The 18,621-nt window shown below is 69.2% G+C and carries 17 protein-coding genes and 1 pseudogene; 9 read left to right on the forward strand and 9 right to left on the reverse strand.

All coding sequences use genetic code 11. The features are described 5' to 3' along the window. Positions 1-5 precede the first annotated feature (5 nt). The 3 genes from FQ137_RS03695 to FQ137_RS03705 all read right to left on the reverse strand — a co-directional run bounded on the left by FQ137_RS03695 (position 6) and on the right by FQ137_RS03705 (position 2,881). Positions 6-1,001, reverse strand: a complete 996-nt coding sequence (locus FQ137_RS03695; RefSeq protein WP_149291189.1) for a diiron oxygenase — start codon at positions 999-1,001, stop codon at positions 6-8. A gap of 156 nt (positions 1,002-1,157) precedes the next feature. Next, the gene (locus FQ137_RS03700) at positions 1,158-1,847 is read right to left on the reverse strand and encodes a TetR/AcrR family transcriptional regulator (protein ID WP_149291190.1); all 690 of its coding nucleotides are present in this window, start codon (positions 1,845-1,847) and stop codon (positions 1,158-1,160) included. Further along, the gene (locus FQ137_RS03705; RefSeq protein WP_149291191.1) at positions 1,844-2,881 is read right to left on the reverse strand and encodes an AraC family transcriptional regulator; all 1,038 of its coding nucleotides are present in this window, start codon (positions 2,879-2,881) and stop codon (positions 1,844-1,846) included. The genes FQ137_RS03700 and FQ137_RS03705 overlap by 4 nt, the downstream gene beginning before the upstream one ends. Positions 2,882-2,971: 90 nt before the next feature. Here FQ137_RS03705 and FQ137_RS03710 point away from each other — a divergent pair, with 90 nt between their 5' ends. Both FQ137_RS03710 and FQ137_RS03715 read left to right on the forward strand, forming a co-directional pair. Beyond that, on the forward strand, positions 2,972-4,522 hold the full coding sequence (locus tag FQ137_RS03710; protein ID WP_149291192.1) for an NAD(P)/FAD-dependent oxidoreductase: 1,551 nt from the start codon (positions 2,972-2,974) through the stop codon (positions 4,520-4,522). Continuing rightward, a complete protein-coding gene (locus FQ137_RS03715) occupies positions 4,519-5,352 on the forward strand; it encodes an SDR family NAD(P)-dependent oxidoreductase (protein ID WP_149291193.1) in 834 nt (277 codons plus the stop codon). Before FQ137_RS03710 ends, FQ137_RS03715 begins: the two co-directional genes overlap by 4 nt. A 66-nt stretch (positions 5,353-5,418) precedes the next feature. On the opposite strand, the gene FQ137_RS03720 is transcribed toward FQ137_RS03715, so the two are convergent. The 3 genes from FQ137_RS03720 to FQ137_RS03730 are packed head-to-tail and all read right to left on the reverse strand — an operon-like array spanning position 5,419 to position 9,163. Continuing rightward, complete coding sequence (locus FQ137_RS03720) at positions 5,419-6,498, reverse strand: ABC transporter ATP-binding protein (RefSeq protein ID WP_149291194.1); 1,080 nt, start codon at positions 6,496-6,498, stop codon at positions 5,419-5,421. After that, positions 6,491-8,071, reverse strand: coding sequence for an iron ABC transporter permease (locus FQ137_RS03725; RefSeq protein ID WP_255584100.1), 1,581 nt, complete (start codon positions 8,069-8,071; stop codon positions 6,491-6,493). The genes FQ137_RS03720 and FQ137_RS03725 overlap by 8 nt, the downstream gene beginning before the upstream one ends. Positions 8,072-8,119: 48 nt before the next feature. Further along, complete coding sequence (locus FQ137_RS03730) at positions 8,120-9,163, reverse strand: ABC transporter substrate-binding protein (RefSeq protein WP_223146488.1); 1,044 nt, start codon at positions 9,161-9,163, stop codon at positions 8,120-8,122. A 150-nt stretch (positions 9,164-9,313) separates the two neighbouring features. Here FQ137_RS03730 and FQ137_RS03735 point away from each other — a divergent pair, with 150 nt between their 5' ends. Continuing rightward, on the forward strand, positions 9,314-9,778 hold the full coding sequence (locus FQ137_RS03735) for an SRPBCC family protein (protein ID WP_149291197.1): 465 nt from the start codon (positions 9,314-9,316) through the stop codon (positions 9,776-9,778). Between the two features lie 84 nt (positions 9,779-9,862). Here the strand turns inward: FQ137_RS03735 and FQ137_RS03740 are convergent, their stop codons facing one another. Next, positions 9,863-10,072 carry a DUF2945 domain-containing protein gene (locus tag FQ137_RS03740; RefSeq protein WP_149291198.1) on the reverse strand — a complete coding sequence of 70 codons (210 nt, stop codon included), beginning with the start codon at positions 10,070-10,072 and terminating at the stop codon, positions 9,863-9,865. 268 nt (positions 10,073-10,340) lie between these two features. Here FQ137_RS03740 and FQ137_RS03745 point away from each other — a divergent pair, with 268 nt between their 5' ends. Together FQ137_RS03745 and FQ137_RS03750 are read left to right on the forward strand one after the other, a co-directional pair. Further along, entirely contained in the window at positions 10,341-10,682 is a 342-nt protein-coding gene (locus FQ137_RS03745; RefSeq protein ID WP_188064759.1) for a transglycosylase family protein, read from the forward strand. Between the two features lie 113 nt (positions 10,683-10,795). Further along, positions 10,796-12,199 carry an MFS transporter gene (locus tag FQ137_RS03750; RefSeq protein WP_255583528.1) on the forward strand — a complete coding sequence of 468 codons (1,404 nt, stop codon included), beginning with the start codon at positions 10,796-10,798 and terminating at the stop codon, positions 12,197-12,199. Between the two features lie 201 nt (positions 12,200-12,400). Here the strand turns inward: FQ137_RS03750 and FQ137_RS03755 are convergent. Continuing rightward, a pseudogene (locus FQ137_RS03755) lies at positions 12,401-12,964 on the reverse strand (dihydrofolate reductase family protein); the annotation flags it as partial. Between the two features lie 113 nt (positions 12,965-13,077). Between FQ137_RS03755 and FQ137_RS03760 the strand changes: the two are divergent. Continuing rightward, on the forward strand, positions 13,078-13,572 hold the full coding sequence (locus tag FQ137_RS03760; protein WP_149291200.1) for a glutathione peroxidase: 495 nt from the start codon (positions 13,078-13,080) through the stop codon (positions 13,570-13,572). Positions 13,573-13,654: 82 nt separating this feature from the next. Beyond that, positions 13,655-14,806: an alpha/beta hydrolase family protein gene (locus FQ137_RS03765; protein ID WP_149291201.1), complete on the forward strand. Its 1,152-nt coding sequence runs from the start codon at positions 13,655-13,657 to the stop codon at positions 14,804-14,806. 97 nt (positions 14,807-14,903) lie between these two features. Here FQ137_RS03765 and FQ137_RS03770 read toward each other — a convergent pair whose 3' ends face one another. Further along, a complete protein-coding gene (locus FQ137_RS03770) occupies positions 14,904-16,133 on the reverse strand; it encodes an aminotransferase class I/II-fold pyridoxal phosphate-dependent enzyme (RefSeq protein ID WP_149291202.1) in 1,230 nt (409 codons plus the stop codon). A gap of 96 nt (positions 16,134-16,229) precedes the next feature. On the opposite strand from FQ137_RS03770, the gene FQ137_RS03775 reads away from it, so the two are divergent. Both FQ137_RS03775 and FQ137_RS03780 read left to right on the forward strand, forming a co-directional pair. Then, complete coding sequence (locus FQ137_RS03775) at positions 16,230-17,708, forward strand: PLP-dependent aminotransferase family protein (protein WP_149291203.1); 1,479 nt, start codon at positions 16,230-16,232, stop codon at positions 17,706-17,708. A gap of 82 nt (positions 17,709-17,790) precedes the next feature. Next, positions 17,791-18,618 (forward strand): mycofactocin-coupled SDR family oxidoreductase, encoded by an 828-nt coding sequence (locus tag FQ137_RS03780; protein WP_149291204.1) that lies wholly within the window; start codon positions 17,791-17,793, stop codon positions 18,616-18,618. The last annotated feature ends 3 nt before the right edge of the window (positions 18,619-18,621 follow it).

Raw genomic sequence — 18,621 nt, forward strand, 5'->3', positions numbered from 1 at the left:
CGGGCCTAGTCGCGGAACGCCACGGGCGGCTCGCCGCGGTACCGGGACGGGCGACCGTCGATCTTCAGCGCCTTCCACACCCGACGCGCGGCCGGGTTCATCAAGCCCGAGTCCTCAGCGAGCATGCGGACGTCACCGAACAGGTCGGACAGGAACCGTTGCGACTCGGGGCTGTCCCAGTAGAGCTCGCGGACCACCTCGTCCGGGATGTCGAACGCCTCGCGGAACTCCTTGGTGGGCTTGAGGATCGCGTCGCACAGCACGCGCATGATCACGGGAAAGAGCAGCGAGACCACGTACTTGTCGCCCCGGGAGAGCCGAGGGGCGTTGCGTGCGACGTAGGTGTGCGCGAACGAGATGTGCCGGGCCTCTTCCGCCACGTGGATCTCCATGATCCGCGAGAGCACCGGCGGGAGGGAGTCCGAGTTCCGCAAGACCTGCTTCTGCGTGTGGTCGATGGGCTCCTCGCCGGCGAGGACGCCGATGAAGAACGCGACGGGAAAGCGGCCGGCAGCCAGCGGGAGCACCGGCGAGAGACGGCGCATCCACCCGGGCATTCCCGGGACGTCCGCGCCGATCCGGTTGACGCCCTGCTGGAACATCTGAGTGTGGTGGCACTCCTCGGTGGCCTCGTGGGTGAGGTACCGGAACTCCTCCGAACCGTTGTCCGCCTTGAAGACGTACTGCATGATCCCGCGGATGAGGATGTTCTCGAACTGCAGGCCGACCTTCATGACGTTGGCCTGACGCCACAGGCCGATCGCGATCTGCTTCTCGAGCGGCAGGCTCTTGTACCAGGGATGACCGCCCAGGGGATCGATGCCGGCGGGCAGGACCCACCGCTCGTCGGTGGGGTCCACCTCGAAGTCGGGGTGGTCCCAGGGGATGTCCTTGAAGGGGTCGAAGCTGCGGTGAACCGAAGCGTGGGACAGCCGACGGAGCGTGTCCTCGTACTGTTCGCGACTCGCGGACGGGGCGGGTGCGGGGGCTGCAGCGGACATGATCATCCTTCCGGTCACCGGCCCCTGGGGCCGTGAGCGTGGATCCTCGGATGCGAATGAGACAGAGAGACATCCGCGATCTATCTGTCTCTGACGCTAGACACGGGGGCGCGCTTCGTCAAGCAATAATGAGGGATCAGTCAGATCCGGGATCGATCAAGTCACCGTCGGCGCGGGGCCCGACTCCTGGCCCGCCAGGTTGGCCGATCCGCCGAGCAGCGGTCCGAGGTGGTTCCGCGCGAAGGCTCGGGAGACCTCCGGGTCGTCCAGATCGATGGTCGTCGACGGCGTGAGCACGAAGGACACGACCAGCCGGGCCGTCAACTCTGCGACCACCAACACCTCCTGGTCGCTCCGCTCGTCAGGGGCGGCCCGGGAGATCTCCGCGGCGAGAAAGTGCGCCGCCGCGGTGATGAGGGGCCCGCCCTGGACGGTGAAGTGCGGGACGGTCGCCTCGGGCTCGGTCTCCAGAAGGCGGTTGAGCAGGTCGTGGTCGCGGAGCGCCTCGACGGTGAAGGCGAAGCCCTCGGTGAGTTTGTCCTCGATGGTCTCGTGGGCGTCGATCTCGCGCTGCAGGGCGGCGAGGAACCAGGCGGCCTCCCTGAGCAGGGTCGCCTCGACCAGTTCCTGCTTGTTCGCGAACCGCCGGTACAGCGTCATCCGTGCCAGGCCCGCCCGTCGCGTGATGTCGTTCATCGTGGACCGTGCGATACCGACGCTCTCGAACTGGGCCGCCGCCGCGTCGAGGAGTTGCTCGCGGATCGGGTCGTCGATCGACGTGTCGTCCGGGAGTCCGCGCCCGGAACGCAGCATCGCCAGCGGATCGGACGCGGAGGTGTCGCTCATGTGCGTGATTGTCCCACCCCTGGTGGGGTAGTGCGTCCGTGCCTGAACTCGCGCGCCGTCATCCCCCACCACCGTCGGGCGTACTGACTGAACGTCGTGGCGTCCCCGAGCGCCAGGGCCGAGGCGATCTGGGAGAGCGGGATCTCGGTGGTGGTGAGCAGTCGCGCGGCGATGCCGCGGCGGGCCTCGTCCCGCAGGGCCGCGAAGCTCGTGCCCTCACCGGCCAGCCCGCGCTGCAGCGTCCGCGGGGAGACGGAGAGCAGCCTGGCGGCCTGCGGGAGAGACGAGGTGCCGGTATCGAGGGACTGGTGCAACACCGTGCGGGTCCGCTCGGTGATGGTCCGTCGGTCCTCGGGCAGGTGCTGGTCCAGATACCGCAGTGCGAGCTGGTGGACCGCGTCGTCGCCGCCCGAGATGGGGCGGCCCAGCAGCGAGGAGGGCACGCGCAGCACCGCGGCGGGGGCTGACGGCGTGATCGGGGCGCCGAAGAGCGATTCGTACCGCGCGGCGTCGGTGTTGAGCGGATTGGGCAACTCGACGGCCAGCAGGCCGTAGTCGCCGCCGAGCACGCTGAGCATGGCGCGGTGGAGGAAGAGCAGGACGAGATCCACCGTCTGCGGCGGGATGAGCTGCCCGGGTTCCCGGTAGCCGAACCGCACCCCGAGTACGTCGGCCTCGTTGCGCGGATCGGGCACCACGGTGATCTCGATCGAGCGGGAGTGGAAGAACAGGTACTTTGAGGTCATCTCCAGCGCCTGGGTGGTGGTCCGCGCGTTCTTCACGGCCACGGCGACCGGGCCCAGCATGTCGAGATCCTGGTGCCCGGCCACGCGCAGTCCCAGGTCCGGGCACCCGAGTTCCGCGGCAGCGGTCTCCAGCAGGAGGGCAATCGACAGGTCCTCCACCAGGATCTCGTCGCTGTCGAGGGCGCCGCCCGGCAGCCCGGACCTGCGGGCCAGGTCGTCGGGGTCACCGCCGAGTTCCGTGACCACCTGCCGGACCCCGCGCAGGCCGGCCGATCGGATGAACGCCATGGAGCCACCCTGCGACACTTGGCGCGATAGAGCAACTTGTTGGCGCATTCGAGCAAGACCAGGTCGCCGTGGGCGGATACCGTACCGGTCATGACCAGTTTTACGAATCGTCCGGAGGGCCCGGGTGCAGCACCCGGAGACCCGCTGGACCTGCTGATCGTCGGCGCGGGGTTGTCCGGCATCGACCTGGCCCACCACGTCCATCGCGCGTTCCCCGACTGGCGGTGGGAGATCCACGACGCCCACGACGACCTGGGTGGCACCTGGCACACCTTCCGCTACCCCGGCATCCGCTCAGACTCGGACATGGCGACCTTCGGGTTCCCGTTCCGGCCCTGGCCGCACGGATCGACCCTCGGCAGCGGCGCGGAGATCAAGGAATACCTCCGCGACACCGCCCGCGAGGCCGGCGCGCTCGACCGCCTACACCTGCGCTCCTGGGTGGCCGACGCGGACTGGCGCAGCGATCACCAGCTGTACCGGGTCACCTGCGTCACCGATACCGGCGCGCGCATCGTGTGGGCGCGGCGCGTCCACTTCGGCTCCGGTTACTACTCGCACACCGAGGGGTTCCGTCCCGAGTTCCCCGGGGAGGCGGACTTCCGCGGCGTGATCATCCACCCGCAGCAGTGGCCCGACGACCTCGACTACGCCGGCCGGAAGTTCGTGGTGATCGGGTCCGGCGCGACGGCCGTGACGTTGGTCCCGGCGCTCGCCGAGCGGGGCGCGGACGTGACGATGCTCCAGCGCACCCCCAGCTACATCGGCCCGCTGCCGGAGAAGGACCTCATCAGCGCGGTGTGGCGGCGCCTGCTCCCCGCGCCGTGGAGCTACCGGGCGGCGCGGCTCAACCACGGCGCGCGGGACACGGCCCAATTCGTCATCGCCCAGCGGCTGCCCTGGCTGTTCAAGGCGGGCCTGCGGCTCATGCAACGGCGCTACATCTCCCCCGAGCAGATCGACGAGCACTTCACACCTCCGTACCGGCCGTGGGACCAGCGCGTCTGCAAGGCTCCCGACGGGGACATCTTCCAGGCCATCCGACGTGGGGCCGCCCGAGTGGTGACCGGATACATCGACCGGTTCACCGACACTGGCATCCGTCTGCGCTCGGGGGAGGAGATCGAGGCCGACGTCATCATCACCGCCACCGGACTCAAGCTCGAGGCGTTCGGTGGCGGCACCCTGAGCATCGACGGCGAGGCTCTCGACGTCCCGTCGCTGGCGACCTATCGCGGCATGATGTTGGCGGGAGTGCCCAACTTCAGCTTCACGGTCGGCTACATCAACTCGTCCTGGACTCTGCGGGCCGACCTGGTCTCGCAGTACATGGTCAAATTGTGGAAGACGGGCGAGTCGGTGTACGCGCCACGGCTGCCAGGCGAGCCCGCCGACCAGCTGCTGCTGGACTTCGACGCCGGCTACATCCAGCGTGACGGCCACAAGTTCCCCAAGCAGGGCACCGCCCGGCCGTGGCGCTACGTCCAGAACTTCCTGGTGGAGATCCCCGAGTTGGCCTTCGGCGACCAGCGCCGCGAGATGGCGTTCGGGGACCGCGTGCAGCTCACCGGGGCACGCCGGGCCCGCGACGACGACCATGACGACGACCGTGACTACGACGACGAGGTGGCCCGAGCATGAGCCGATTTCTCCCACGGAAGAGCGCCGATCGGTCCGGGCGGGCAGCCGCCGCGGGCGGTGCCCGGCGAGTGTTCATCACCGGCGCCGCGTCGGGGCTGGGGCTGGCGCTGGCCACGGAGTACCTGACGCTCGGTGACGAGGTGATCCTCACCGACGTGCACGCCGATCCCCCGCCCGCGGTGCAGGGGTTGCAGGGGCGGTGGACCTACCGCCGACTCGATGTGACCTCCGACGAGGACTGGCGGTCGGCCGCTGAGGAGATCGACTCGCTGGACATCCTCGTCAACAATGCCGGTATTGCGATCGGCGGCCCGCTCGAGTCCACGTCGATGGAGTCGTGGCAGCGGATCGTCGACATCAACCTGCTGGGCGTGGTGCGCGGTTGCCGGGCGCTGGCCCCCACGCTCGGCCGGGGTGGCCGCCTGGTCATTACCGCCTCGGCCGCAGGGCTGGTCCATGCCCCGCAGATGGGCGCCTACAACGCGACCAAGGCCGCTGTGGTCGCTCTCGGGGAGACTCTCGACGCCGAACTGAGGCCGCGCGGGGTATCCACCTCGGTCATCTGCCCGCAGTTCTTCCGGTCCGGGTTGGCGGAGTCGCTGTCCGGGGAGGACGCGCGCGCGGACGAGATGGCGCGCACACTCCTGTCCCGGACGCGACTGACGTCGGAGACCATCGCGCGACGGTCGGTGCGTGGCATCGAGGCCCGGCGCCTGGTGATTACCCCCGACGCCCTGGCCACGTTCTTCTGGTACTCCAAGCGCTTCACCCGGGTGCCGTTCCTCGGCTCCACGCGCCTCATCGGCAGGGTTGTGGCGAGAGGCCGCTGAGTCGCAGTGCGAGGCCGCTGAGCGGAGCCCGGCCTGCGGAGGGCTGGCGAGTTCAGTCTCGCGGGTTCAGTCTCTCGGGTAGACGAATCCGCGACGGACGTCGATCCCGACCGCCTCTCCGACCCGCGTCGGCACGGCGGTCCCGGGCAGGGCGAGAACCCGGAATTCTGTGTCCTCGTGCCGACAGATGACGGTCCTCCCGCTTCGACCGTAGAGCGAGGTGACGAACTCCGCCCCGATCCTGTCCGTCCCGGCCCCGGCCCCGGGGTCGGGGTCGGACAGGGCGAGTCCGGTCGGAAGGAGCGCGAGTGTCGCCGGGCCGGTGACGGGGCCGGCGGGCCCGGTCAGCGCGTCTGGGCCGAGCGTGATCCCGCCGACGGCGGAACGGAACTCGCCTCCGGAGACGGTCCCCTCGACAAGCGTGGCGTCATGCAGGAAGCTTGCGACGAACGCGCTGTTCGGTGCAGCATCGAGCTGATCGGGCGCGTCGCGCTGGACCAGTCGACCTTGGTGGAGGACCGCGACCTCGTCGCCGATCGCGAGTGCTTCTCCCCGGTCGTGGGTCACGTGGACCATCGTGAGGTCGTGCTCGGCGGCCAGTCGGCGCAGCACCAGCCGCAGGGACGCGCGAAGTGGTTCGTCGAGTGCGGACAGGGCCTCGTCGAGGAGTAGGACGCCTGGTCGCGCGACGATCGCCCGCGCCAGCGAGACCCGCTGCCGCTGGCCACCGGACAGGGTGTCAGGGCGGCGGCGGGCGAAGTCGCCCAGCTCGACGGTCTCGAGCGCGTCCGCGACCAGCTGCCGCCGTCGAGCGGCCGGAACCTTGGCGCGGCGCAGGGGATACGCGACGTTGTCCTCGACGCTGAGGTGCGGCCACACGGCGTGATGCTGGAAGACCATCCCGAGTCCGCGCTGCTCGGGCGGGAGGTGGACCCCATCGGCGACCAGTGTCCTGTCCCCGACCCGGATCGTCCCCGTCGTGGGGCGCTCGAAGCCGGCGATCGCGCGCAGGAAGGTGGACTTGCCGGAACCGGACGGCCCCACCAACGCGAGGATCCGCCCGGAGTGAACCTGCACGTCGAGGTTGTCGAGGGCGACGGTCTCGCCGAAGCGGACGCCGACGCCGTGGGCGACGAGATTAGGCACGGATACTCCCGGTTGCGGATTCGGACCCGATGGCGGGTCGGCTGTAGCGGGCCCCGAAGGCGGCCAGAACCAGCAGGCCCACCGCCATGAGCACAACGGACAGGGCGGACGAGGCGTTGTAGTCGCCCGCGCGTTGGTACTGGAAGATCACCACGCCGAGGGTCTGTGTACCGGGCGCGACGAGCAACACCGAGAGCGTCAGCTCGCGGACCGCGGTCACCGCGACCATGATCATGCCGATCCCGACGGACGGCAACGCCAGACGCACGCTGGTGTCCAGCCGGGAACGCAGCGCGGTGGCCCCGCCGATGCGCGCTGCTTCCTCCATCGACGAGTGGATCCCCGCGAGCGGTCCGCGGACGGTCTGGACGACGATCGCGGTGAACGCCGTGACGTACGCCCCGAGGATGACCCAGCGGGTGTTGAACAGTCCGGTGTACCGGCCGAGGATGAGCCACCCGGTGGCGATCACCAGGCCCGGGACGGCCTGCGGCAGCAGCACCGACAGGAGCATGGGCTCCCGGTCCCGTCCGGCCAGTCGCGTCGTGAACAGTGCGACGAGCAGACCCAGGACGCCGCACACCAGTGCCGCGGCGATCGCGAGGAACACGGAGTTGGTGACGCCGTCGAGCGTGGTCGAGGCCGTGAGCGCGCGGCGGAAGTTGGCCAGGGTCGCGGTCTTGAGAGTGAGTGGGACGCCTGGGGCGGGCAGGAGCGCCCGGACGGTCAGCCCGACGAGTGGGGCGAGGGTCACCACGACGCTGACGATCCACGCGAGCACCCCCAGCGGGACGCGCGACCGGCCGAGGGCCTGGGGCTCGGCGGGCCGGCCGGTGCCCCCGAATTCGACAGAACCCTTGGTGACCTGCCGGTCGAGCAGGGTGCCGAGGACGCCGAGCAGAAGAAGCACCACCCCGATCTGGGAGACGGTCTGCAGGGGCGAGGCCACGGATCCGGACTCGAGGAACCGGTAGACCATCGTGGACAGCGTCTCGTAACCGGCCGGCAGGCCCACGATCACGGGGATCCCGAAGTCGCCGATCCCGCTGACGAAGGTCAGGGTGAACGCCGCCGCCATGGCCGGGCGGATCAGCGGGAGCGTGATGTCGACCTGCGTCCGCGATGGCGTGGCGCCGGAGAGTCGGGCCGCCTCCTCCAGTTCGGCGGGGATCCTCCGTAGCGCCGCGGCCACCACGAAGTAGGCCATCGGGTAGGCGTGCAGGGTGAGGAGGAAGACCACGCCGGGTCCGCCGTAGAAGTTCCACGGTGAGAGGCCGAACACCCGGTCCACGAGGCCGCCGTCGGTGAGCAGTCCGCTCCACGCGATGGCGCCGATGAACGGCGGGATGAACAGCGGGGTGAGCAGGAGCAGGCGGAGTGCGCCGCGACCGGGCAGGTCGGTGCGGTCGAGCAGGAACGCCATGAGCGTGCCGATGATCACGGCCCCGATCGCCGAGAGCAGGGAGCTGACGAGGCTGTTGGCGGTCGCGCGGAGCAGCCCCTGCTCGATGAGTTCGGGAAGATGGTTGGCCCCCAGCCCCAGCGAGATGACCAGGGCCAGGGGCAGCACCATCACGCTCGCGAGGGACGCCCACAGCGCGAGCCTGAGCGGGAGCGTCACCTACCGGACGGCGGCGTTGAAGGCGGCCACGGCCTGGTCCCGGGAAGCGGCGATCGCCTCGAGGTCCTGGTCGAAGAGCGTGAGGTCCGCGAGCGACGGTGCACCCGCGGGCGTTCCGGCGTCGTCGCGGACGGGAAGATAGTTCTGCTCCACCGCGATCTGCTGCCCCTTCTGGGAGACGAGGAAGTCGAGGAAGAGCGTAGCGGCCTCGGGGTTCGGGGCGTCGGCGAAGATCGCGCCGGGCTGGGTGATGTACGGGACGCCCTCGGTCGGGTAGCTCACGGCGATGGGCGAGCCCTGCCCGGCGAGGTCACGGACGAGGTAGTCCACCACGATGCCGACGGGCTTGGATCCCTCGGCGACGGCCTGAGAAACGGGGCCGTTGGATTCGGCGACCTGCGGATTGTTGGCGCCGAGCCGGTCGATCCACTCCTTGCCCAGGTCGGGCTGCAGGCTCCATGCGGCGGCATTGAACGCGGCAGCGCCGGAGACGTCCGGGTTGGGCAGGATGATCCGGTCGCGGTACTCCGGGTCGGCCAGCTCCGCCCACGACGTCGGCGGGTCGGTGATCTCGCTGGTGTTGTAGGCGATCACGGTGGGGATGATGCGGGTGCCGACGTAGAACCCGTCGGGGTCGACGGCGACGTCCTCGATGGCGTCGGCCTCGCTCGGCTCGAACTTCTGGAAGAGCTCTTGGTCCTTGTATCCCTCGAAGGTCGGCACGTCAGCGGCGAGCAGGACGTCGGCGGCCACCGCGCCGGTACTGCGCTCCGCCTCGATGCGGGCCTTGAGGTCGCCGGTCCCCGCGCGGAAGACCTTCACCTCGACGTCAGGCTGCTCTTCGTTGAACGCGGAGATGATCTCGTCGATCTTGGCCTGCGGCTCCGAGGTGTACAGGATGACCTCGCCGGAGGCGGCCGTGGAACCGGATGCCTCGCCCGAGCCAGTGGTGCCGGGCTCGGAGCAGCCCGCCAATCCGAGGGCACCGGCCGCGAACACCGCGACCGAGGCCAGAACCGCCCGACGACCAACAGACCTCGACACAGCGACCACTCCCCATCTAGGACCTGAAACTGATACCTCATCCTGGCACCCTCGTCAGACGGACTCGGGACGTGGGGATGAACGCATGATGAATTCGGAGCGAGGCCCCGACCGGATGCGCTCCGGCGTCCCGGAGTGCACGGTGGTGTCATGAGTACTTCAACTGCCATCACCGTCGAGCGCGTGATCGACCACTCGGCGGCCGAGATCTTCGAGTTCCTGTCCAACCCGGAGAACCATTCCCGCCTCGACGGGTCCGGCTTCATCAGGGGCGACTACAAGACCGACCGTATTGGGCAGGTCGGCGACGTGTTCTCCATGGATATGGAGGGCGAGCACATGGGCGGCGAGTACCGCACCGAGAACCACGTGACCGGCTTCGCCAAGGACAAGCTGCTCGCCTGGCAGACCGCCCCCGCCGGCACGACGCCCCCCGGCTGGGAGTGGGTCTGGGAGCTCGAGCCGCAGGGCCCGGACTCCACGCTGGTACGCCACACCTACGACTGGTCCAAGGTCACCGACAAGGACCTGCTCAAGAAGGTGTCGTTCCCCCTCGTGTCGGAGAAGCAACTCGAGGACTCACTGGGCAACCTCGCCTCCGCTGTCTCCGGCTGATCACATCGTCGCGATTTAGTCGCGCGCTAACCGGGTCTGCGGGTCGGGGCCGGCAGACGGGCCCGACCTGCGGGGGCGTGAGCGCTAACGAATCTTTTTCAGGGCGCCCGGTTTGTGCATTGCGATGTGGTCGGTCTTGTCGCTGGCGATCTCATACTGCGGTTCCTCGGCGCTGCACCGCCGCATACGCCCCTTGAACTCCACGTCCTCGGTGTGGACCGCACGGATCGTGCCGCTGACGATCCCGGCCTCGGAATTCCACTCGACGTGGTCACCTACCGCGAAATCACTCATGCCGCCCAGTATCCACCCTCTCCGCCGATGATGTGGGGCATGTCATAGCGGCCTCGAGTCTCACCGGAGCCGGGCGCCTACATGTCGTCTGACCAGGCTGGATGGCGTAGTGCCGGCAGCGGCACCCCATCGCGTGAGTCGCCGGATCGACCTGTTGGCCTTGCGGGGCCCCTCAGGGTGACTCGTAGTCTCGGCCGCTGTCGGACGAACAGTCGAATCCCGACATGAGACCGAAGCACGACACGAGACCTTCAGGAGGTCACGAGGGATGCAGAAGAAGCTTGTACGAACCCTGACCGGTGCGATGATGGCCGGTGGGATCGCCGTCGCAGGTGCGTCGTTGGCCACTCCGGCGGCGAACGCGGCTCCGGAGAGCGCCTGGGACCAGGTGGCACAGTGTGAGTCCGGCGGCAACTGGCAGATCAATACCGGAAACGGTTACTACGGCGGGCTGCAGTTCGCGGCCCAGACGTGGAGCGGTTACGGCGGCGGCGAATACGCCGCGACGGCCGATCAGGCCACGCGCGAGCAGCAGATCGACATCGGCGAGCGCGTGCTCGCGGGTCAGGGCGCAGGCGCCTGGCCGAACTGCGGAGGACCGCTCGCCTGATCCGAGCGAATCCGTATTCGGAGCGAGGACCGGCGCCGGGGTGATCCTCCGGCGCCGGTCCTCGCCTGGTTGGAGTGAGACGCGGCGCCCGGCACGCCGGGAGGTCACGGAGCGTGGCAGCCGAGGGGCGGCTACGCTCCGGAATGGTGATCACCGCCGACCGCCTCTACTCCCGAGTCGTCACCCGTGACGACGACGCCGAACGCGACCTCCCCGATGCCGTCCGACGCGAACTCCCGCGTAACGGGCTGCGGTTGGTCGCCGCCAACACGCTGCAGTCCTCGGGCGATCAGACGGTCAACGCGTCCACCGTCCTGCCGTGGTTGTTCCAGGTGCTGGGCGTGCCGGCCGCGTTCGTCGGTCTGCTGGTGCCGATCCGCGAATCCGGCTCGATGCTGCCGCAGGCGTTCCTCACCCCGCTGATCGTGCGGGTGCGTCGCCGCAAGTGGGTCTTCGTGGCAGGCGCCGTGGTGCAGGCGGCCTCGGTCGCGGTGATGTCCGCGATCGCCGCGTTCGGACACGGGACGGCGGCGGGCGTCGGGATCCTCGCCGCTCTCGTGGTGTTCTCGCTGGGCCGGTGTCTGTGCTCGATCGCGTCAAAGGACGTGCAGGGCCGCACCATCCCGTCCGGGCAGCGCGGTCAGATCATCGGACTGGCCACGTCAGCGGCGGGGCTCGTCGCGATCACCCTCGGACTGGCGATCCGGCTGCTGGGCGGTGGGGACCTCGGCAGCCCGGCGTTGGCGCTGCTGCTGGCGGCAGGTGCAGTGCTGTGGGTGCTGTCGGCAACGACGTACGCCCGCGTGGTCGAACCGGTTGGGGAGGGGCATGACGACTCCTCCGACGACGGTTCCGACGCGTCATCCGGCAGCGCGTCATCCGGCGGCGGGGCGCCCTCATGGTTCGCGGACATGGTGCGCCTGTTCCGGAACGACGCCACGTTCCGCAAGTTCATCTCCGTCCGTGGCCTGCTGCTGGTGTCCTCGTTGAGCCCGCCGTTCATCGTGTCGATGTCGGTCGCCTCGGGCACGGGTGCCCTGGCCGGGTTGGGCGGGTTCATCCTCGCCTCGGGCGTGGCGTCACTGATCGGGGGGCGCATCTTCGGGCGGTTGGCGGACAAGTCCAGCCGACTACTCATGGCGGGGGCGGCCACGGCGGCGTCGGTGGTGGCGGTCGCGTTGGTAATCATCGTCGCGATCCCGGGCTTCGACGGCGGGTCAGCACTTGGGGCGACGGTCTTCATCAGTGCCTATTTCCTGCTCACGCTCCTGCACTCCGGCGTGCGCGTCGGCCGCAAAACCTATGTGGTGGACGTGGCCGAGGGCGACACCCGGACGGCATACGTGGCGGTGGGCAACACGACCATGGGGGTCATCCTCCTGGTGGTCGGCGCGATCAGCTCCGCGCTCGCGGTGGTGGGTGTGTCCTGGGCGCTGGTCTTCCTCGCGGTCCTCGGGGTGATCGGAGCGGCGTCGGCTGTATCGATGCCCGAGGTCTCCCGCGGCGCGGCCGACTGACCCGCGCGGCCCGTCGTCGCACTAGTCCACTCCGGGTTACGCGCCCCCTTCGTCTTGTGCGTGCTGAATGCCCGGCCCCCGAAGGGACGCGCCGCTGGTTTGGTCCATTCCGGGCACACACGTCGGAACTCCACCTGGCCAGTGGCGCACACGTCGGAACTCCAGCTGGCCGATGGCGCACACGTCCGGGTCGAATCCGCCGACGTCGTAGATCACCTTCTGCACGCCGTTGGGGTACGCCTCGCTCTCGACCAACTCCAGCTTCTGCCGGGGTTTGTCGGTGTCGCTCCACATGCGCTTGCCGGCGCCGAGCACGATCGGGAACACCAGCAGGTGGTAGCGGTCGATGAGCCCGGCGTCGGAGAGGTTCCGGGCCAGCGTCGCCGATCCGTGCACCAGGATCGGGGCACGTTCGGCCTCCTTCGCCGCGGCCACCTCGTCGAGGCTGCGCAGGATCGTCGTCGTCCCCCATCCCTCGACGAGGTCACCCTCGGCCAACGTCGTGGACACCACGTACTTGGGCATGGCGTTGTAGCGGGGGAACTCATCATCCATCTGCGGCCACACGGCGGAGAACGCCTGGTAGCTGACGCGGCCGAGCATCATCGCGCCGGCCTCGTCCTGCTCGCGGGCCTTGAGTCCGTAGACGTCCTCGTCGAAGTCGACCGCGAACGTCCAGCCGGTATTGCGGTATCCGGGCTCGCCGCCGGGGGCCTCGACCACGCCGTCGAGCGAGACGAAAGCGGTGTAGATCAGCTGACTCACGGCGGTCTCCTCACGCGGGTCTGCCAGAGTACGCCCGCACGCGCGGCCTGAAAACGGTGACAATGATGCTGTACCCCGGCCGATCGGCGCCGGTACGACGACGAGGAGTCTCCATGCCCGACGACCAGACCACCCTCGCGGATTTCCGAGCGAGCCTGCTCGACGGGAGCGGGAAGGATTTGTCCGACTATGCCGGGCAGGTCGTCCTGGTGGTCAACACCGCGAGCAAGTGTGGGTTCACGCCGCAGTACGCGGGCCTGCAGAAACTGTACGAGGAGTTCCGGGACCAGGGGTTCATAGTGCTGGGCTTTCCGAGTGACCAGTTCGCGCACCAGGAGCCGGGCACTGACGAGGAGATCGGCGCGTTCTGCGAGCGCAACTTCGGTGTGGAGTTCCCGCTGTTCTCCAAAATCGAGGTCAATGGTCCAGGTGCACATCCGCTCTACGATTGGCTCAAGTCCGAGAAGTCCGGCGTGTTTGGCAGCCGGATCAAGTGGAACTTCACGAAATTTCTCGTGGGCCGCGACGGGAAGGTGATCGACAGGTTCGGGCCCAGCCGGAAGCCCGAGGACCTGCGGGAGGCGGTCAGCGCGGCATTGCGGGGGTGACGACGGTGTCACTTAGTTAACACGCGAGCCTCAGCGCCGTTTAAGGTTTTTCAGTCACTTCTCATTCCCTTTTTGGAGCCTCATGTCCCTCGCACTTCGTCGGTTCGCGGCCTCCGCCGCAGGCGCGCTCGCTGTTGCCCTGACGATCGGGTCGGCCAACCCGGCACTGGCCCAGAACATCGATGCCTCCAGCGTGGGGGAGCAGGCTGCCGGCTCCGCCATCGACGCGCTCGGATCCGTGCCCGTCGGTTCGACCGCCGACGTCATGGGATCGGTCGGGTCCGCTGACTTCGCCGTCGGCGCCGGCTCGCTGTCGCCCGTCGGAACACCTCGCTCGGTCGACGAGACCATCACCGAGTCGAAGTTCGTCCGGATCGAGCGGACGGAGGGCGCGTACCAGTACTGGCTGGTCGAGTCTGCCGCGATGAAGCGTCAGGTCCTCGTCGAGGTAGTTCCGTCCCGTGTGGGAACCACGGCACCGGCTCTCTACATGCTCGACGGCGTTGACTCGCCGGAGAAACCGTCCGGGTGGAGTTCCATGGGCAAGATCGCCGACCGCATGGCTGGCGAGAACGTCCACGTGGTGACCCCCACCGGTGCCTACGCGTCATATTTCGCGGACTGGGAGAACGTGGACCCGGTCCTCGGCCACAACAAGTGGGAGACCTTCCTCACGGAAGAACTCCCGGCGATCGTCTCCTCGCAGCTTGAGGTCACTGATAAGGCGGCGGTGGGCGGAATCTCGATGGGCGGTCAGGCAGCCATGCACCTGGCGGCCACGTACCCGGAGCTTTATGACGGGGTCATGTCTTTCTCCGGCTATTACTCGACGATGGACCAGCTGGGCTACCAAACGATTCGGCTCACCGTGGAGACCCGCGGAGGGGCGATCGAGAACATGTGGGGCCCGCACGGCAGTGAGGCCTGGCGTGCACACGACACGATCTCGCACGTCGGCAACCTCGCCGACGCCCGGGTCTACTTCTCCGCGGGCAACGGGGTGGTCGGGGAAGACGACCTCGCCGCGTACGGTGGCGACCTCGGGGGCGTAGCGGCCGGGCTCGTGCTCGAGCGGGGTGTGTTCGAGGGGACCACGGCGTTCGAGAAGGCACTGAAGTCCAGTGGCATCGACCACCGGGTCGACTACTCCGAGACCGGACTGCACAACTGGGTCAACTTCATGAAGAACTTCGACGCCGGTTGGGACTACATCAAGCCGGCGCTCCAGGGCTGATCCCGCGCCTCGGAGGCCCGGACCGAACCGTCGGTCCGGGCCTCCGGTATATCCGCTGTTCGCTGGTCAGGGCGGCGCGTGGTCCCTGCCCCGCTGGTCAGGCTGCGGCCACGCGCAGCCGGTCGAGATGCCGGGCGATCGCGTCGAGTGCGCGGTCGAGCACCGGGGCCTCGGGCAGGCAGACGATGCGGAAGTGGTCGGGCTCGGGCCAGTTGAATCCGGTGCCGTGGGTGACCAGGACGTGCTCGGTGCGCAGGAGGTCCAGGGCGAACTCCTCGTCGCTGGTGATGCCGAACATCGCACGATCCAGGCGGGGGAAGCAGTACAGCCCGCCCCGCGGCGGCACACAACTCACCCCGGGTATGGCGTTGAGTCGTGCCGTGGTCAGCGACAGTTGCCGCTCGAGTCGGCCGTCCGGGTCCACCACGTCGTGGCTCCACGGTGAGTCCTCGGCCAGTGCGACGGGGATCGCGTGCTGGCCGGGGACGCCGGGGCAGACCCGCATGTTGGACAGCAGGGTGAGACCCTCGAGGAGGTCAGCGGCCCGGTCGAGTGGGCCGGTCGCCACCACCCATCCGGCGCGGTAGCCGCACACCCGGTAGGCCTTGGAGAGTCCGCCGAAGGTCAGACACAGCACGTCGTCCCCGGCCGCGCGCGCGGCGTGGTGGTGGCGCGCGTCGCCGAAAATCACCTTTTCGTAGATCTCGTCGGACAGCAGGATGAGTCCGTGGCGGCGGGCGATGTCGGCCATCCCCCGGACGGTGTCCTCGCTGTACACCGCACCTGTCGGGTTGTTGGGGTTGATCATGACCAGCGCGGTGGTGCGCGGCGTGATCCTGGATTCGATGTCCTCAAGAGACGGGGTCCAGGCGTGTGCCTCGTCGGCGAGGTAGTGGACGGGCACACCCCCGGTGAGGTTCACGGCGCCGGTCCAGGTGGGGTAGTCGGGCGCGGGGACCAGGATCTCGTCCCCGGGGTCGACCATGGACTGCAGGACCAGGGTGATGAGTTCACTGACGCCGTTGCCCAGGAACACGCCCGCCGACGAGACCCCGTCGATCCCGCACCGCCGGTAGTAGTCCGCTACCGCCTCGCGGGCGACGGGGATGCCGCGAGAGTCCGAGTAGGCCTGCCCCGCGTCCAGCCCGTGCGCCACGGCGTCCACGAGCTCCGGCCGGGCGGTCAGCCCGAACGGGTGCATATTGCCCAGGTTGAGGCGCAGAATCTCGTGCCCTTCGGCCTCGAGGCGCGTCGCCTCGGTGAGGATCGGGCCGCGGACGTCGTAGCGGACGTCGCGGAGTCGGCGGGACTGTCGGTAGGTCGTCATGGTGGCCATCCCACCCGCTAAGTGGCGCCCTGTGAAGGTCCACTTGTTGACATTTCGGAGGACCACTTTTCGGCTCAGGGGGCCTACCCTGGCTGCATGGCCCGCACCGCACGACCCGGATCCCTCGTGGTGGGGGTGGTGTCGGGCGCGGTCGGGTTGGCGGACGCGATCATCGACCGCATCGCGGAAGGGGCCCTGGCAGACGGCGACCGGTTACCCTCCACGCGCGCGCTAGCCGAGCAGACCGGGCTGTCCCGGGGAACCGTCGTCAGGGCCTTCGACGAGCTCTCCGCTGCCGGCTTCGTCGAGTCCGTGCAGGGGTCGGGTACCCGGGTGTGCGCCGGGGCGGGACTGGCGGCCCGGGCGGGAGCGCGGACGCGCGGACAGGGTGCACAGGACGGACAGCGCGGCGAGGCGGGTCGGGACGGTCGGGCCGGCGCCCCGTCCGTGCCGGCCCCAGAGCCTCGGAGGGGCCGGTCACCGCGCGATCTGCGTCCCGGTATCCCGGACGTCGCGCTGGTCGACGAGCGGGCGTGGCGCTCCGCGGTGCGCCACGCGGCCGCGGAGGGTCTCGCCGGGGTGAACCCGTGGGAGGAGCCGAGCCCGTCGTTGCGCGCCGCATTGGCGGAGCATTTGCGCCGGCACCGCGGGATCGCCGTAGGCGACCCGGTGCTGTTCGACAGTTCGCGGTCGGCGATCGCGGCCCTCTGCGCGGCCTTCGTGACCGTGCAGCGCGGGCGTCACGGCGGCGGCTCGGTTCCGTTCCACATGGAGGACCCCGGGTACCGCGGCGCAGTGCTCATGGCCCGCGAACAGGGGCTGGACGTCCGGTTTCACCCCGCTGAGCCCGGGGGCCTCGACGCCGCACGCCTGGGTTCGGAACCGGCGATCGTGTTCACCACGCCCGCGCACCAGTTCCCGCTGGGGCACCGCATGAGCGTGGACCGCCGGGTGGAACTGGTGAAGTGGGCGGGACAGACGGGCTCGTTGGTGATCGAGGACGACTACGACGGCGAGTTCCGCTATGGAGTCGCCCCCCTGCCGGCGCTGGCGACCCTGCCTGCGGCGGCCGATCACGTCGCCTACGTGGGCACGTCGTCCAAGTCGGTGGCCCCGGACCTGCGCGTGGCGTGGTGTCTTCCGCCGGGGCAGCTCCGCCGGGAGGTCGAGCGCTGGCTCGTGGTCCACCGCCGGGGCCCGTCGTCGCTTCCGGCGGACGCGCTGGCCGCGTTTATCGGCTCCGGCGGCATGGACCGACACCTGGCGCGGGCGGCGCGGGTGTACAGCGACCGCCGCGGTCGTCTGGTGGCGGCGCTCGGACGGGAGTGCCCGGGTCTGCAGGTCACGGGCGTCGAGGCGGGCCTGCACCTGTGCGTGGTGCTCCCGGGATACGACGACGACGAGGTGGTGCGCCTGCTCGAGCGGGCCGGGTGGCGGACTCGGTCGCTGAGCGGCCAGTCGGCGCGGGCAGAGGTGTCCGGCCTGGTGCTGAGCTATTCCCGGCTGTCGTCCCGCGATGCGGCGGAGTTCGCGGCGGAGCTCCGACGGGTGCTGGAGCGGCTCGAATCCGGGTAATTCCCGTCCGTCGGTGCCCGGCCAGTGCTTGAATCCTGACAGCAGTCAACTCACGGGTCACGAGACGGGGAGCAGCACACATATGGGTCAGGATCAGACACTCGCGGGCAAGGTCGCCTTCATCACCGGAGCGGCGAGGGGCCAGGGGCGTAGTCACGCGGTGGAACTCGCACGACGAGGTGCACGGATCCTCGCGCTGGACATCTGCGAGGACATGGGGACCGTCCCGTACGGGTTGGGTACCGCCGATGACCTGCAGCAGACGGTCGCCGAGGTCGAGGCGGTTGGTGGGGAGATCATCGCGGTCAAGGGGGACGTGCGCGAACCGGCGGATGTCGCCGCAGCGGTCGACGCGTGCCGTGGGCGCTTCGGAGTCCCGGACATCGTGGTGGCCAATGCGGGGATCAACTGCCAGCGAGGCGAGGAGCCGGACCCACAGCAGGCGTTCGTGGACACGATCATGGTGAACCTGGTGGGGGTGTGGAACACGGTCCACGCGATCGCGCCGCTGATGATCGAGCGCGGAGAGGGCGGGTCGATCGTCCTCATCTCGTCGACCAACGGGCTCAGCGGCCGGGGCGGCGACGGCTCGGGAGCGGCCACCGGGTACACCGCGAGCAAGCACGGGGTGGTGGGGCTCATGCGAAGCTTCATGATCTGGCTCGCGCCGCACGGTATCCGCATCAACACGATCCACCCAGCCGGCGTGGTCACCCCGATGGTGGCCCACGAGGAGATGCAGCGCTGGTTCGCGAACAACCCCCACGGCCACACCATGGGCAACGCCCTGCCCGTGGGGATGCTCGAGCCCATCGACATCTCGCGCGCCGTCCTCTATCTGGTGGAGGAGTCCGGCCGGCACATCACCGGCGTCACGCTGCCCGTGGACGCCGGGTTCACGGCCAAATAGCCC

The organism is Dietzia sp. ANT_WB102 (assembly GCF_008369165.1).
In the GTDB taxonomy this organism is placed as follows: Bacteria; Actinomycetota; Actinomycetes; order Mycobacteriales; family Mycobacteriaceae; genus Dietzia.

What these genes read in the sequence shown, in the direction of transcription:
- FQ137_RS03695 (WP_149291189.1), bottom strand. Translation starts at nt 1,001, where the DNA reads ATGTCCGCTGCAGCCCCCGCACCCGCCCCGTCCGCGAGTCGCGAACAG.
- FQ137_RS03710 (WP_149291192.1), top strand. Translation starts at nt 2,972, where the DNA reads ATGACCAGTTTTACGAATCGTCCGGAGGGCCCGGGTGCAGCACCCGGA.
- FQ137_RS03735 (WP_149291197.1), top strand. Translation starts at nt 9,314, where the DNA reads ATGAGTACTTCAACTGCCATCACCGTCGAGCGCGTGATCGACCACTCG.
- FQ137_RS03700 (WP_149291190.1), bottom strand. Translation starts at nt 1,847, where the DNA reads ATGAGCGACACCTCCGCGTCCGATCCGCTGGCGATGCTGCGTTCCGGG.
- FQ137_RS03770 (WP_149291202.1), bottom strand. Translation starts at nt 16,133, where the DNA reads ATGACGACCTACCGACAGTCCCGCCGACTCCGCGACGTCCGCTACGAC.
- FQ137_RS03705 (WP_149291191.1), bottom strand. Translation starts at nt 2,881, where the DNA reads ATGGCGTTCATCCGATCGGCCGGCCTGCGCGGGGTCCGGCAGGTGGTC.
- FQ137_RS03775 (WP_149291203.1), top strand. Translation starts at nt 16,230, where the DNA reads ATGGCCCGCACCGCACGACCCGGATCCCTCGTGGTGGGGGTGGTGTCG.
- FQ137_RS03760 (WP_149291200.1), top strand. Translation starts at nt 13,078, where the DNA reads ATGCCCGACGACCAGACCACCCTCGCGGATTTCCGAGCGAGCCTGCTC.
- FQ137_RS03745 (WP_188064759.1), top strand. Translation starts at nt 10,341, where the DNA reads ATGCAGAAGAAGCTTGTACGAACCCTGACCGGTGCGATGATGGCCGGT.
- FQ137_RS03765 (WP_149291201.1), top strand. Translation starts at nt 13,655, where the DNA reads ATGTCCCTCGCACTTCGTCGGTTCGCGGCCTCCGCCGCAGGCGCGCTC.
- FQ137_RS03725 (WP_255584100.1), bottom strand. Translation starts at nt 8,071, where the DNA reads ATGGTGCTGCCCCTGGCCCTGGTCATCTCGCTGGGGCTGGGGGCCAAC.
- FQ137_RS03780 (WP_149291204.1), top strand. Translation starts at nt 17,791, where the DNA reads ATGGGTCAGGATCAGACACTCGCGGGCAAGGTCGCCTTCATCACCGGA.
- FQ137_RS03715 (WP_149291193.1), top strand. Translation starts at nt 4,519, where the DNA reads ATGAGCCGATTTCTCCCACGGAAGAGCGCCGATCGGTCCGGGCGGGCA.
- FQ137_RS03740 (WP_149291198.1), bottom strand. Translation starts at nt 10,072, where the DNA reads ATGAGTGATTTCGCGGTAGGTGACCACGTCGAGTGGAATTCCGAGGCC.